The 13,807-nt window shown below is 45.5% G+C and carries 13 protein-coding genes; 12 read left to right on the top strand and 1 reads right to left on the bottom strand.

Features of this window, described 5'->3' with window-relative positions:
* Positions 1 to 424: 424 nt before the first annotated feature.
* From QUA97_RS00660 to QUA97_RS00635, 6 genes are all read left to right on the top strand, one after another.
* On the top strand, positions 425 to 1,294 hold the full coding sequence (locus QUA97_RS00660; protein ID WP_194065653.1) for a phycobilisome linker polypeptide: 870 nt from the start codon (positions 425 to 427) through the stop codon (positions 1,292 to 1,294).
* Between the two features lie 194 nt (positions 1,295 to 1,488).
* The gene (locus QUA97_RS00655) at positions 1,489 to 2,283 is read left to right on the top strand and encodes a phycobilisome rod-core linker polypeptide (RefSeq protein WP_194065652.1); all 795 of its coding nucleotides are present in this window, start codon (positions 1,489 to 1,491) and stop codon (positions 2,281 to 2,283) included.
* Between the two features lie 297 nt (positions 2,284 to 2,580).
* Positions 2,581 to 3,339 carry a phycobilisome rod-core linker polypeptide gene (locus tag QUA97_RS00650; protein WP_194065651.1) on the top strand — a complete coding sequence of 253 codons (759 nt, stop codon included), beginning with the start codon at positions 2,581 to 2,583 and terminating at the stop codon, positions 3,337 to 3,339.
* A 162-nt stretch (positions 3,340 to 3,501) separates the two neighbouring features.
* Entirely contained in the window at positions 3,502 to 4,035 is a 534-nt protein-coding gene (locus QUA97_RS00645; RefSeq protein WP_194065650.1) for a phycobiliprotein lyase, read from the top strand.
* 410 nt (positions 4,036 to 4,445) lie between these two features.
* Positions 4,446 to 5,045 carry a chromophore lyase CpcT/CpeT gene (locus tag QUA97_RS00640; protein WP_194065648.1) on the top strand — a complete coding sequence of 200 codons (600 nt, stop codon included), beginning with the start codon at positions 4,446 to 4,448 and terminating at the stop codon, positions 5,043 to 5,045.
* A gap of 24 nt (positions 5,046 to 5,069) precedes the next feature.
* On the top strand, positions 5,070 to 5,375 hold the full coding sequence (locus QUA97_RS00635) for a CpeR family transcriptional regulator (RefSeq protein ID WP_194065647.1): 306 nt from the start codon (positions 5,070 to 5,072) through the stop codon (positions 5,373 to 5,375).
* A 180-nt stretch (positions 5,376 to 5,555) separates the two neighbouring features.
* On the opposite strand, the gene QUA97_RS00630 is transcribed toward QUA97_RS00635, so the two are convergent.
* Positions 5,556 to 6,146, bottom strand: a complete 591-nt coding sequence (locus QUA97_RS00630) for a phycobiliprotein lyase (RefSeq protein ID WP_194065646.1) — start codon at positions 6,144 to 6,146, stop codon at positions 5,556 to 5,558.
* Positions 6,147 to 6,402: 256 nt separating this feature from the next.
* Between QUA97_RS00630 and QUA97_RS00625 the strand changes: the two genes are divergently transcribed.
* From QUA97_RS00625 to QUA97_RS00600, 6 genes are all read left to right on the top strand, one after another.
* Positions 6,403 to 7,239, top strand: coding sequence for a pentapeptide repeat-containing protein (locus tag QUA97_RS00625; RefSeq protein ID WP_194065645.1), 837 nt, complete (start codon positions 6,403 to 6,405; stop codon positions 7,237 to 7,239).
* 422 nt (positions 7,240 to 7,661) lie between these two features.
* Positions 7,662 to 8,858, top strand: a complete 1,197-nt coding sequence (locus QUA97_RS00620) for a glycosyltransferase (RefSeq protein ID WP_333192089.1) — start codon at positions 7,662 to 7,664, stop codon at positions 8,856 to 8,858.
* A gap of 265 nt (positions 8,859 to 9,123) precedes the next feature.
* Entirely contained in the window at positions 9,124 to 10,473 is a 1,350-nt protein-coding gene (locus QUA97_RS00615; RefSeq protein ID WP_333192087.1) for a glycosyltransferase family 2 protein, read from the top strand.
* Positions 10,474 to 10,730: 257 nt separating this feature from the next.
* The gene (locus tag QUA97_RS00610; protein WP_333192084.1) at positions 10,731 to 10,883 is read left to right on the top strand and encodes a hypothetical protein; all 153 of its coding nucleotides are present in this window, start codon (positions 10,731 to 10,733) and stop codon (positions 10,881 to 10,883) included.
* The gene (locus QUA97_RS00605) at positions 10,880 to 11,671 is read left to right on the top strand and encodes an ABC transporter permease (RefSeq protein WP_333192081.1); all 792 of its coding nucleotides are present in this window, start codon (positions 10,880 to 10,882) and stop codon (positions 11,669 to 11,671) included. The genes QUA97_RS00610 and QUA97_RS00605 overlap by 4 nt, the downstream gene beginning before the upstream one ends.
* The gene (locus tag QUA97_RS00600; RefSeq protein ID WP_333192077.1) at positions 11,672 to 13,744 is read left to right on the top strand and encodes a Wzt carbohydrate-binding domain-containing protein; all 2,073 of its coding nucleotides are present in this window, start codon (positions 11,672 to 11,674) and stop codon (positions 13,742 to 13,744) included. It begins immediately after the preceding gene.
* The last annotated feature ends 63 nt before the right edge of the window (positions 13,745 to 13,807 follow it).

Here is a 13,807-nt window from a genome sequence, read left to right as displayed (position 1 = left end):
GCGCCCTGAAAGCGATTTTCCGAAGGCAGCGACTCTTGGGTTTTGGCCTTTCGACAAACTTAATGCTACTGGTTGCGGGCATCAAAAGTTAAATTTTATTGCACCTTGTAATAGCAGCGAACTCGATCTCGTATTCTGAGTTTTAAATCTTTTTTCACAATTTGCGCCTGCTAAAAGCTAGTCTTTTTTATGAGAAGATTTTAATTCAGCAGCCCAAAGATGTTGACAAAACTTTACAAATCTTCATCTCTAGGGTTTTGAGGGCGGTGTATAGTCCAAAAAGGAAAACTTGGAGAACCAGATTCGCGCTAGCTAACTGCTGCTGTCAGGGCAGATAGGGAGTTTATGAGTTCGATCGGTTTCTTTGTAAAAGTTTGATACATTTTTCTAAGCAAACCTTGTGGCTATCCAGGAGAGAGTTTAAATGGCTTTTGGACCTGCATCTCAATTGGGCGTCGCCCTATTTGAAGACACAGACCCTGTTCAGTTGTGGCCCGGACGCTCGGATGAGGAAGCCGCCACCGTAATTCAAGCAGTGTACCGACAAGTTTTGGGCAATGCTTATGTAATGGAAAGCGAACGGCTTGCGGTTCCCGAATCGCAGCTCAAACGCGGTGAAATCAGCGTCCGCGAGTTCGTGCGCCAAGTAGCGAAATCGGAACTTTACCGATCGCGCTTTTTTGACGTTTGTCCGCGCTACCGCTATACGGAGCTGACTTTCAAGCACCTGTTAGGTAGAGCGCCAGAGGGCTACCAAGAAACGAAGCATCACAGCAATATCCTCGATGCAAGCGGCTTTGAAGCTGATATCGATGCCTACATCGACAGCGACGAATACCAAAATGCTTACGGGGAAGACACAGTACCGTATTACCGCGGCTACAAAACCCAAACGGGCAAGAACATGGTTGGTTTTACCTATATGTTCCAACTGCTGCGGGGTGCTTCCAGCAGCGACCTGAAGGGCAGTTTGGCTGGTAACAGTCCCAAATTGTACAAGCACGTAATTCAAGAAACGCCCCTAGCTGTAATCGCTCCTTCGGGCGGTTCCGACGGCTGGGCGTTCCAAGATTCGCCGGTTGGCGCTCGGACTCGTCACGGAGCCGGGGCTGGCGAAGAAGGCAAGGTATACCGGATCGAAGTTACGGCTTATCGATCGAATGTGGTCAACCGCGTCTCGAAATTCCGTCGCAGCAACCAAGTCTATCTGGTTCCTTTTGACAAATTATCGCAAGAGTACCAGCGGATTCACCAAATGGGCGGCGTGATTGCTAGCATCACACCGGTGAGCTAGGAAACAGCAAAATGTTTGAGTAAGGTGCGTATTGCGAACGCTACGTTAATTGCGGATGTAACGCTGACTGGGGTAGGTACGCAGTGCGCGCTTTACAGTTATTTTGGAAGCAATCTACTCGCAAAAATTAACAGAGTGGAAAAGCAGATTTTCAAAGTTTTTTATCAACTGAATAGGAAGGGGGAAAAGTACAAATGGTCAGTACAGCACCAGCAGTAAAATTCGGAATAGAAGCTTTTTCTGGCGCACCAGTTGAGCTGTGGCCTGCAAGCGGTTTGGAAGAGTTACAAGTCGTGATTCGAGCAGCCTACCGGCAGGTTTTGGGCAACGCTTACGTGATGGAAAGCGAGCGTTTGACGAGCGCAGAATCTCAGTTGTGCGATGGTAGCACTTCCGTGCGCGACTTCGTGCGGGCGATCGCCAAATCAGAAATGTATCGCGCCCGTTTTTTTGAAACAGCTTCTCCCTACCGATTTGTCGAACTCAATTTCAAACATTTGTTAGGTCGAGCACCTCAAGATCAAGCCGAGATTTCCGAGCACGTTCGCCGGTACAACGAACACGGTTACGACGCAGAAATTGATTCTTATCTTGACAGCCAAGAATATCAAGAAAACTTTGGCGAAAATACCGTACCTTTCTACCGCGCTGCTGTCAGCCAAGTCGGTCAAAAACAAGTAGGCTACAACCGGATTTTTGCTCTGTTCCGCGGCCCTGCCGAAACTGACACAAATAAGGATTCTCAGCTAACCTATGCTGTGGCCACTAACAGCACCAACAAGATTGTACCGCCGATGTCTGGAGGCCGTAGCGGTTATGCCGACGCGACTGAAAAGATGTTTAAGATTGTGGTGCAAGGTGCTAAATACAACCAACCCCGCCGCCGCAGCACTGTGGAATATATTGTTCCCGGTAACAGAATGACTCCCCAAATTCAGCGGATTAATCGCACGAGCGGCCGAATTGTCAGCATCACTGAAATTGGATAATTGGTAATGGATAATTGGTGATTGCGAAGGGTAATTGCGAAGGTAAAGAAAAAGGATGAATGATGAATTCAAACTTGAGAAATTACCAATAAAAAAGAGGAATTACCATCGTCGAAGCGTGCAAAATTTGACAATTTGCGAGTTACCAATTACCAGTTAGATCGTTGCCGATCAATCCCTCGTAATCAAAATAGTTCGATGGTGCGGAATGCAAGTTTTCACGATTGGAGGACTGGCATTGCGAACGGTCGAACTAATTACAATTACCAAAGCAATTGAAAATTAGGAGAAAATCAAATGTCTTTATGGGCTGTGGAATCGACACCGGTAGAACTGCGAGCAAATGCTACAGAAGATGATTTGCAAACAGTGATTCGGGCTGTTTACAAACAAGTCTTGGGTAACGCACACTTGATGGAGTGCGATCGACTAACGAGTGCTGAATCGCTGTTGCGAAATGGCGATATCACCGTCAAGGGTTTTGTGAACTTGGTAGCCAAATCGGATTTGTATCGATCGCTCTTTTTTGAGTCGAGTTCCCCCTATCGGTTTATCGAACTCAATTCTAAGCATTTGTTGGGCCGCGCCCCTGCCGATCAATCGGAAATTTCCCAGCACGTTATCACTTATAACGAGCAAGGATACGATGCTGAAATTGACTCTTATCTCGATAGCAACGAGTACAATTCAAGTTTTGGCGAGAATACTGTTCCCTATGCCCGCAGCACTCGCAGCCAAGTTGGCAACAAAAATGTTGGTTTCAATCGGATGTTTGCTTTGTACCGCGGCGATGCTACTAGCGATGCCAGCAATAAGGCAAAATTGATTACCGATGTAGCTGCTAATCTCGGCACAAAAATCAAAGCTCCTGCTAGCAGTTTCGGTGCTTACAGCAATACTGGTAAGCGTTTTCGGATCTCGGCTGTCAAGGGTAGTGGCTCTCGGAGAAAGGTGAGCAATGTAACTTATGAAGTGGGTTACAGCCAGTTGTCTCAGAACATTCAGTATATCAATAAGAGTGGGGGAAAAATCCTCAGCATTACTGAGGTTGGTTAGAGGGATAGTTGGTCAGTAGTTATTGGTTATTGGTTATTGGTTGTTGGTTATTGGTTATTGGTTGTCATCAATAACTAATAACTAATAACTAATTACCGATAACCGATAAGAAATTACAAATTACCGATAACTGATTTAAAATTACAAATTACCAATTAGCAGATGCAGTTAAGTGAATTTATCGATCGTTCAATTGGCAAATGGCGATCGCAACGCAGCGCTCACCATTTAGCATTCAGTCACTTTGAGGAAGTTCGTTCTAGAATTGACATTGTAGCGCTGAATGCCGACGATGCAGAAGTAGTTGAGCTTTGTCGATCGTACAATATCGATCCTGCTGACGCTGCTCATCCTTTTCGGATGAGTTGGGAGGGCGAGTCGGATTGGGACGAAAAAGAGGTACTAGAAGGCAGTTGCGTGCTCGTACCCGTGCCAAATCCCGAAAATCCGTCCCAAGGGAAACTGCTGCGCGATCGCGGGTATGCTGAGACAGTGCCTGCTGTTGGCCGCTACCAGTTGACAGAGGACGGAACTTTTATTTTAATTACAGAGTACGATCGCGCCGCTGCAGAAGAGCGCATCTGGTTCGGTACTCCCAATTTGCGCTTCCGCGTCTCCCTAATCAAAACAAGCGACGGCGCAGGCGTTACCACCGCTTCTTTTTCATCAGAAATCCGCTGTTTGTCCGCTAATTAGTCATTAGTCATTAGTCATTAGTCATTAGTCATTAGTCATTAGTCGCTAGTTGTTAGTTGTTAGTTGTTAGTTGTTAGTAATTAGTCAGTGGTCATTAGTCATTGGTCATTAGTGGTTGACAACTACCGATTACGAATTACCAACTACGTTGATTCACGACTCGGAAGTCACGAATACAGCAATAGCTGTTTTTTCCTTCTTCCTTCTTCCTCCTGGTTTTTTCTCTTCTGCCTCCTTCCTTCCTTCTTCCTTCTGCCTGATGACGTTGTACGGAAAGCTCGGAGGCGATAGCAAAACATGACTAATGACTGATGACTAATGACTAATGACTTCTTCCTTCTTCCGACGGACTTACATCCGTTACATCCCGTACATAATCCGTTGCCGAACTTCCTTCTTCCTTTTACCCAATGACAAGTGAACTTATCGCCCTAGCTAACTTGATGGCCGGGCATTTCAGCAACCAAAAGCAATCAATTGCAAATCCGCAAAATTACGCTCACATTCGGGTTTTGTTTCGGCCTTTACCCTTTGAGTTTTTTGGCGGCATTGGTTTTTATTCCGAACAAGTTTATGACTACGATGTGTGGAATCCTTACCGTCAAGGAATTCACCGACTTGTCGAACAAGAAGATCAAATTTATATAGAAAATTATGGTCTAAAAGATGGTATGCTTTATGCAGGTGCAGGACGAGAATTAGATATTTTGATGACGATTACGCCGGATAGTATTGAACGCCGCTATAACTGTTCAATGGTATTTAAGAGAGATGGCGAAATATTTCGAGGAAGCGTAGAACCCGGGCAGAAGTGTTTGATCAATCGCAAGGGATGCGAGACTTATTTAGTGAGTGATGTGGAATTAACAGAGCATACTTGGACAAGTTTAGACCGAGGAATGGATGTTAATACTGGCGAGCAAGTTTGGGGTTCGACTGAAGGGCCTTTGCTGTTTGATAAAGTCGAAAGTTTTGCTAGTGAAGTGCCTGCGACCGCGTTAGTAATATGATAAAAGCTGAACGTTTAAAATATTATGCTGCCGCCTTTAGCTAGAAAAAAAATGGAGTGCTGGATTCGGAGCCGGCATTTGATTTGTTCGGGAAATTTTTTTATATTTGAAACTCTAGAATATCCTACTATTGAAAATTTTGGGGAGTGCATTGAGAGTTTGGGCGGAACTTTTATTTGCGTTCACCCGATTAATAAAGTTTGGATTGGCAATCACCGAAAAGTTATTTTATATCAAGCTAAGGCGAGTTTGCACACTCCTCAGCACGAGCTCAAGCAATACTGGATTAAATACGGCAGTTTTTATACTAGGTTTGATGAACGCTGTTAAATAAAAATCTGCGGTTGAAATTAGATAATTTTTAGGCTTGTTTTCTCAAATATGATGTAAGGTGCGTCGCCCTGAGATTGTTAATTGGATGTACGGATTTTTAATGGCGACGCACCCTACAAATACTACAAATCTTTGAATATGTAAGAATTATTCAGTCGGACATGATATGGCTGATGACTAATGAGTGATGAGTTGTTGCTGTTGAATGATTTGCTGTAAATCTGCGGGTGCGACGCAGCGGCGTTCTGAGCTGTAAGTCATAAGATTGATGCCGTTCATCATGCGTACTGTGCTGACGCGCACGCGGAAATCGTCAGTGATAAACCAGCAGCGTTCTTGACCTTGATTTTTTTCATATTCGGTGTCGATTGTTAATACTCCATCGGTTGCAAAATTGTATCTCCCGATGACTGGTATTCCTTCTACATAGCCTTGGTTGCGGAGAAATTTTCCTGATTGGGGATTGTTTCGATCGGGAATATCTACTAGAATGGCTGCGTAATTTGGGTTTGGTTCTTTGTCTTGTGCGTCTAGGGTTGTCTGCCACATGAATATAGCTCCACCGACGGCTAGTGCTGGATTTACTGCTTGCTTTTCGCAAATTTCTTGTATTTTGGGGTGGTCTTTTTCCATGATTTGAATGATGAGATTTGATTCGCCTGACTCGTCTGCTACTGCGTCGAAGTGATGGACTGAACGCTGCGAAAACCAGGTTCCTTCGCTTTTGCGAAAGAAGTCCATCATTGTCATCGGCGGTTGGATTTTCATGGTATTTGTGACCTCTGCTGATTTTTGGGCAATGCGGTTTTCTCGATTTTACTAAATTTGAGAATGTTTGATTGTAAAGTTTAGTAATTCTAGCAGCCAAAAAGAAGATAAATGCTGGCTTGTGCTTCTAACCGACATTCAGTAAATGATTCGCAATTGAAAATTAAAAATTAAAAATCGAAAATGGCGTGAGGGATGTCGGGAGGGGTTCTGGTCAAGGTATAATCAGTTGGATTGAGGTGTTTTTTTTAAAGAAATGGTTAATTTAACGATCGATCGCACAAATTTTGATTCGGAGAGTTTACTGGCTGCTGTGAAGTCGGGGCAGAGTTTGGCAGGGGTTGATTTGAGCGGGGTTGATTTGTACGATCGCGATTTGAGCGGTGCTAAGCTTGACGGTGCTAACCTCGCGGGTGCTAGTTTGATTGGTGTTAACCTGTGCGGTGCAGATTTGAGCGGTGCTAATCTGGTTGAAGCGGATTTGCGCGGTGCTAATTTGCAAGGGGCGATTTTGCAGTCGGCTGCTTTGCAAAACAGTTGTTTGTGCAGGGCTTCTTTGCAGAATGCTAATCTGAGCGAGGCTGATTTGAGCGGCTCGAAATTGCAAGTTGCTATCTACGATTCGCTGACAGTTTGGCCGTCGGGTTTTAGATTCAAAAGTTGCGGCGCTGTGGGGCCTGGAGCTATTTTGACTGGGGCTTTTTTAAATACGGCTAATTTGCGGTTTGTGGATTTGAGGGGTGCTAATTTGCTGGGCGCTTATTTAAGCGGGGCTGATTTGACTGGTGCTAATCTGCAAGGTGTGGGTTTGAGCGGCGCTAATTTGCGGAGGGCTTTTTTGACTGGTGCTTGCTTGCGGGATGCGCGGTTAAATGGTGCGGAATTGCAGGGTGTTGATTTTCGAGCTGCTGATTTGACTAATGCTAGTTTCGATCATGTTACTAGCATTGAAGGTGCCGATTTTACTGGGGTTCGCGGACTTGATGAAGGGGTGAGGGCCATGCTTTGTCACCGGAGTTCAGCGGAGTTGGATAGTTGGAATTCTTATAGTAGAACTACTACTCGCGAAAGTTTGAATTGCGAGGGTGTTTGATTGTTTGGTATTTTGCCCTTGAATAGTAGCCGATCGCAATTAACGCTGAAATCAGGATCGATCGCCAAAACTCGGTTTCTTAATAAAAAATCGGGTTTTTTTGATTTGACATTAATTGCCAAATTTGGTAGCCCTGACCGCCAATGACACTCGCCATTGAGATCGTGCTCGACGAGCAATCGCTGTCGGCGACAAAAATTATTTAGACAAAAAACTTGACATCAACCGGTAATCGAAAGTAAAAATAAATAACAGCAATCATAAATATGAGGCTTTATGTTTGATTAGCGCATCGGCGATCGGCAAGTATGGCATTGATAAGTTGCTATCCCCCTACAACAATTTTGACTAAAATACATCCGGTAAAATACGGATACTCTATGATTTTTTGGCAATCTAAAATCTAAAATCTAAAATCTAAAATGGCAACAGCTATTCTCGACCTAGAAATCTCTAAACTCCCGCCAGAAATTGCGGTTGAGGAGCGTTACAGCAAAGCCTTGGTTTTAATTAGACTGCACGGAAAGCCGATCGCGAGCGCTCAACTTTCAGTAGTCGGAGGTCGCATTGAGGGTTCTCAATTGCGGGAAACACTGATGGATGCTGCGGGGGATAACCTTTGGAAAAACTGGCTCTACGACACTCTAGAATGGGATGAGCGGGGGCCGATGGAGGCATTGCCGATCGCCACAGTAGCAGTTTGCACGCGCGATCGCCCGGAAGATTTGCAGCGCTGTCTGGAAGCGTTCATGCAGCTCCCAGACGACGGTCAGGAATACTTAGTAATTGACAATTGTCCCGCCACGGACGCTACTGAGGAATTGGTCAAAAATTACCCAAAAGTCCGCTATGTACGCGAGGACGTACCCGGCTCCAGCGCTGCCCGCAACCGAGCTTTACGCGAAGCTAAACACGAATTCGTAGCGTTTACAGATGATGATGCAGTGCCCGATCCGAACTGGCTGCGATCGCTCTTGGGGAATTTTAGCGATCCGCGAGTGATGTGCGTTACGGGGCTAATCATGCCCTTGGAACTCGAAACAGAAGCGCAAGAATGGTTCGAGCGCTACAGCCCCCACGGGCGGGGCTTTGAACGCCGAATTTTTGACGGGGCGCAGTGCAATCCGCTGATAGTCTCTCCGGTGGGTGTTTCGGCGAGCATGGCTTTGCGGAAAAGTTCGATCGAGTCGATCGGCTTGTTTGACGAAGTTTTGGGGGCGGGAACGCCCACGGTGGGCGGCGAAGACTGCGAACTGTTTGCGCGCATTTTGCGATCGGGCTACTGCATCGTCTACGAGCCGAGAGCTTTGAGCTGGCACCGCCACCGGCGCACTTGGGAAGAATTGCAAAAAACGCTGCACGGCTACGGCATCGGAGTCTATGCTTTCTGGACGCGGATGTTTGTCATCAACCAAGAATTCAGCGTGCCTCTCTTAGCTTGGGGATGGCTGCGGTACAAACAAATTCCTGAATTAGTTGCTTCTTGGCGAAAGCAGCCGGAGTCGATTCCGAGGGATTTGCTGTTGGCTCAGTTGCGGGGCTGTGTTCGGGGGCCGATGGCTTATTTTGCTTCTCGGAAGCAGTTACAAGCAGTTAAGCAAGAAGTCAGTAGTCATTAGTCATTAGTTAGTAGTTAGTAGTCATTAGTCGGAGGGAAGAAGTCGGAGGAAAGAGTGTTTAAAATTACCAATTACCAATTATTTTTATTCAGAACACGGAAGTCACGCATACAGGGAAAACTGTTTTTTTCTCTTTTTTCTTTCTTATTCCTTCTGAATAACAACTAACAACCAACAACCAACAACTAACAACTAACAACTAATGCCCTGCGCGGGCCAATGCCCAATCCCTCCGCTTCGCTCCGCCCAATTACCAATTCCAAATATGAATAGAGAAAATCTAACAGTTAGCGTAATTATTCCGACTCACAATCGAAGTGGTTCGCTGCGGCGGGCTCTGGATGCTTTGCACTCGCAGACTTATCCGATCGACCTCATGGAAGTTATTGTAGTTGCAGATAGCTGCATTGACGATACTTTGGCAATGCTGCAAGACTACAAAACTCCGTTTAAATTGCAGGTTGTTGAGGTAAATTGCCGGAGTGCTTCGATCGCTCGCAATACGGGAGCGGCTTCGGCGATCGGGCAGTTGCTGCTGTTTCTGGACGATGATATTGAAGCGCTGCCGCTTTTGGTGGAAAGCCACGTTCGCACTCACCAAGAACGTCCGGGCTGTGCTGTCATGGGCCCTTATCCGCCAAAGTTGCAGGGAGGAACTAGCTTTTTTGATGTGGAAGTGCGGGCTTGGTGGGAGGAAAAGTTTTACCAGATGGGCCTCCCGGATCGCCGCTTTGGATACCAAGATTTGCTCAGCGGCAATCTTTCTCTGGATGCAGAGTTGTTTGCTAGTCTCGATGGCTTTGATTTGGCTTTTGGGAACTGCGGCGGGGAAGATTACGAGTTTGGGGTGCGGTTGCTGAAAGCTGATGTATGTTTTGCGATCGCGGCTGATGCGGTGGGCTATCATTACGAACATGAAACTAATAATCTCGATCGCTCTTTTGGCCGTGCTCGTCAGGAAGGGCGATCGGATGTTTTGATCGGTCAGAGACATCCGGAACTTAGACCGATATTGAAGATCAAATATTACGAAGTTCCTGATTCTTTGGCAGACAAGATTTTGGTGGCGATCGCGTTTTTCTGGGTGCAAGCTGTGGATTTGCTGGCCCTGGGGCTGAGGAAATCGCTGGATTTGTTGCAAGGTTTGGGGATGAGGACTACTTGGCGGTGGCTGCGGGGAAACTTGCTGGGTTATTGGTACTTCCGGGGTGTGATGGATGAGTTGAAAAGTCGATCGGGAATTTCGAGTTTTATGCAATCCGGCGCGGCCCGCGCTGATTTGAGCGATCGCGAAATTGAAATTGATTTGCAGCAAGGTTGGGAAGCTGCAGAACGAGCGATCGATGCTGCGCGGCCCGATGGCATTTATCTCCGTTACGGCGAACTGCCGATCGGTCACGTCACTCCCAAATTCGGTGTAGAGCCACTGCGGGGTGCTCACTTGCGATCGATTCTGGCGCTTGACTTTGCCGAACCTCTGGCTCGGGCGATCGCGGCTAACGGTATGCCCAAAAGTGCTGCTCATTCTGAGCCTAGCTTAGTTGACAACACCCTACTTCAACATCTACAGTTATTTAAAGTATTGGACAAAAAAAAGCTGGAAAATTCTGCCTAGAAATGACAGAATTAGATTCTATAAATAATAGAATATATAGCCTTTCGATCTCTCATACGAGGTACTATCCGGCATAGGGCATAGGCCAAACCGGGCATAGGGCATAGGGCATAGGGCATCGGGCATCGGGCATCGGGCATCGGGCATAGGGCATCGGGGATACCTCAATTTTTTGAGAACCGCTATAGAGGTGTAATTAAGTAAGCCTTTAATTGCTCGGTAATAGTAATTTAGAGTAAAAAAAATAGAAATTGACAATGGTAATTATGGCAATAGAATTGAATAAAGCTAATTTTTTAGAACCAATTCCTGATAAGTTGAACCTGGTGCAGACCCAGAATTTAGTTAAGATTCAGCCCTGGAATTTATCCGGGCGAGAACCTCAGATAGTTGCTGGGGGTGTGCTGTGATAAATGCGGGAAAGGTAGCTTACATTCGCCAAATCACTCATTTCTTTGATTTGCTACGGGTATTGGTCGATCGCGATATGAAATTACTTTACAAGCGATCGACCTTGGGGATTGCTTGGACTTTAATCAGTCCGCTGTTACAGTTGGCTGTATTTTCCTTTTTGTTTCGCTCTGTCGTAGCGCTTAATATTCCCAAATTTTCTTCCTTTGTTTTCAGCGGCTTGTTAATTTGGAGTTGGTCTCAAACGGCATTATTTAAATCAACGGGATTAATTACCAATAATAAGGCACTAATCAGGCAACCAAATTTCCCCACGGCAATTTTGCCGGTAGTCACGACGATGACTGGGCTAATTCACTTTGTGTTAGCTTTGCCGGTGTTAATTATCTTTCTGCTAATTGATGGCGTTCATCTAAATTCAGTGCTACTTTTGTTGCCGCTGCTGATGATTATTCAGTTTTTTTTGACAGTTAGTTTTGCTTATCCCCTTGCAGCTTTAAATGTCACTTTTCGCGACACTCAGCACACTTTGGGAGTAGTTTTGCAGATGATGTTTTACCTAACTCCGATTTTCTACGACATCAACAGCGTCCCGGAAAAATTTAAGATTTTTTATTACTTAAATCCAATGGTGCCGCTGATTGAAGCTTACCGCGCCATACTGCTCAAAGGTATGCAGCCGGATTGGCAGGCTCTGTTAGTTTTGAGCTTGGCTGTGGCGGCTCTTTTGCCCATTGGACTGGGAATTTTTAGACGGCAAAGTGATCATTTTGTGGAGGAATTATAAATGCGAGAAGCAATTATTGTCAAGGGTTTGGGTAAGCGTTTTAACCGCTACTCTGCCACGAAACCTTATACGATTATGGAGGCAGCTTTGTCCGGTTGGTGGAAGCTGAAGCCGGAGGCGAGTTTTTGGGCGCTGCGGAATATAAATTTTACTGTTTCTCCTGGGGAAATGTTGGGAATTCTTGGCAAGAATGGGGCGGGGAAATCAACGCTGCTGCAACTTGTCGGTGGGATTGGTAAGGCTGAGGAAGGAACTATTAAAGTTAACGGCAGAATAGGCGGCTTGTTAGATTTGGGTGCGGGTTTTCACACGGATCTAACTGGCAGAGAAAACGTGTTTGTGGGTGCTGTAGTGGCCGGTTTGACTAGCCGGGAAGTGGCGCGCAGATTTGACGATATTGTGGAATTTGCAGAGTTAAAACAGTTTATTGACAGCCCGATGCGGACTTACAGTACGGGGATGAAAATGCGGCTGGCTTTTTCGGTGGCGGTGCATACCGATCCAGAAGTGCTGTTAGTTGATGAACATTTGTCGGTTGGTGATGTGGCTTTTCAAACCAAATGTTTGAATAAGATAACTGAGTTTAAAAATCAAGGATGTGCGATTGTTTTGATTTCTCACACTGCGTCGCAAATTCAGAAAATGTGCGATCGGGCTTTGTGGCTGAAAGCAGGTGAAATCGTGGCCTATGGGGAACCGGAAGTAGTAGTCGGTCAGTATTTGTCAGAAATGCGATCGTCCACAGAAAATCACACTCCCCTGCGCGGTGCTGAAGCTACAAGTAGCGGCTCGCCACTGCGAGGTAATCAGAATCGCTTCGGTTCTTTGGAAGTAGAAATTACCGATGTTAAAGTATTTCCGAATGTAGAAATAGATAGCGGTGATGCTATTAGCATTGAAATCCATTATTCGGTGTCTCAGGAAATTTCTGCTGCTATTTTTGCCGTGACAATCAGCCGGGATGATGGTCAAAGTTGTTTTGAGACTAATACTAATCAAATGGGCAGACTGCTGCCGCTTGTAAAGGGGAAAGGCAAAATCCGGCTGCAAATAGACAGGCTGGATTTAGGAAACGGTCAGTATTACGTGAATGCTGGGGTTTACGAGGAAACTTTGGCTTACGCCTACGATTATCATTGGCAGGTTTATCCGCTGTACGTGCGATCGACTGTCAACCAAAAAACGATTCTTTGTCCGCCGTACCGCTGGGAATTTGAGGGCAAAATGCCGCTTCTGGATTTAGCCGAACCAGCCGCTGCAACTTACGATTTGGATAAGAATAATCCCGGCTACGCCAAGATTTTGACTCAGTTGGAAAACAAGCAAAAACCTGATTTTTTAATGATTGGTGCTCAAAACTGCGGCACGGAATCTCTATACAGCTATCTCGCAAATCACTTGCAAATTATCAAAGAAGGTTCGCGGGACATTCACTTTTTTGAATTAAATTTCGAGCGTGGTATTGAGTGGTACAGCAAGCAGTTGACGCGGAGTGTAGCGAGTGAGAAAGTGCTCCTTTGGGAGATGACTGCTTACTATATTTATCATCCCTTGGTAGCGGAGCGAGTTTACAAGTGTTTCCCGGATGTTAAGCTGATTGTAATGCTGCGAAACCCGGTAAAACGAGCGTGGATGCACTATCATTTAGAAGTGGCAAACGGCTGCGAAAAGTTGGATTTTGAAAAGGCGATCGCCTCTGAGGGCGATCGACTCAAAGGTGAGATTGAAAAAATCAAAGCCGATGAAAAATATTACAGTTTCAATCACCAGCACTATTCCTATTTGTCGCGGGGAATTTATGTAGAACAAATCAAAAATTGGCTCGACTATTTTCCGAGAGAACAATTGCTAATTCTCAAGAGCGAAGATTTTTACACACATACAGGCAAAGTCTTTTCCGAAGTATTGAATTTTCTGGATATTAGTGAGAATGCAGGTAAAGAAGATAAAATCAATCATCTCGATGAATACAGCCAAATGCCACCGGAAATCGCAGAAAAATTGACTAATTACTTCAAACCTTACAATCAGGAACTTTCGGATTTGTTGCATGAGGATTTTAGTTGGAGTTAGGAAAAAAGTTTTTAACCGCAGATAGCCCAGAGATGAACATCAATCATACCTCTTTCTTCTCTT

It is taken from the genome of Microcoleus sp. CZ3-B2 (assembly GCF_036705055.1).
Taxonomy (GTDB): domain Bacteria; phylum Cyanobacteriota; class Cyanobacteriia; order Cyanobacteriales; family Microcoleaceae; genus Microcoleus.
Note: the sequence above shows the minus strand (reverse complement) of the source record. Positions and strands in the feature narration are given on the sequence as shown.

What these genes read in the sequence shown, in the direction of transcription:
- QUA97_RS00660 (WP_194065653.1), top strand. Translation starts at nt 425, where the DNA reads ATGGCTTTTGGACCTGCATCTCAATTGGGCGTCGCCCTATTTGAAGAC.
- QUA97_RS00655 (WP_194065652.1), top strand. Translation starts at nt 1,489, where the DNA reads ATGGTCAGTACAGCACCAGCAGTAAAATTCGGAATAGAAGCTTTTTCT.
- QUA97_RS00650 (WP_194065651.1), top strand. Translation starts at nt 2,581, where the DNA reads ATGTCTTTATGGGCTGTGGAATCGACACCGGTAGAACTGCGAGCAAAT.
- QUA97_RS00645 (WP_194065650.1), top strand. Translation starts at nt 3,502, where the DNA reads ATGCAGTTAAGTGAATTTATCGATCGTTCAATTGGCAAATGGCGATCG.
- QUA97_RS00640 (WP_194065648.1), top strand. Translation starts at nt 4,446, where the DNA reads ATGACAAGTGAACTTATCGCCCTAGCTAACTTGATGGCCGGGCATTTC.
- QUA97_RS00635 (WP_194065647.1), top strand. Translation starts at nt 5,070, where the DNA reads ATGCTGCCGCCTTTAGCTAGAAAAAAAATGGAGTGCTGGATTCGGAGC.
- QUA97_RS00630 (WP_194065646.1), bottom strand. Translation starts at nt 6,146, where the DNA reads ATGAAAATCCAACCGCCGATGACAATGATGGACTTCTTTCGCAAAAGC.
- QUA97_RS00625 (WP_194065645.1), top strand. Translation starts at nt 6,403, where the DNA reads ATGGTTAATTTAACGATCGATCGCACAAATTTTGATTCGGAGAGTTTA.
- QUA97_RS00620 (WP_333192089.1), top strand. Translation starts at nt 7,662, where the DNA reads ATGGCAACAGCTATTCTCGACCTAGAAATCTCTAAACTCCCGCCAGAA.
- QUA97_RS00615 (WP_333192087.1), top strand. Translation starts at nt 9,124, where the DNA reads ATGAATAGAGAAAATCTAACAGTTAGCGTAATTATTCCGACTCACAAT.
- QUA97_RS00610 (WP_333192084.1), top strand. Translation starts at nt 10,731, where the DNA reads ATGGTAATTATGGCAATAGAATTGAATAAAGCTAATTTTTTAGAACCA.
- QUA97_RS00600 (WP_333192077.1), top strand. Translation starts at nt 11,672, where the DNA reads ATGCGAGAAGCAATTATTGTCAAGGGTTTGGGTAAGCGTTTTAACCGC.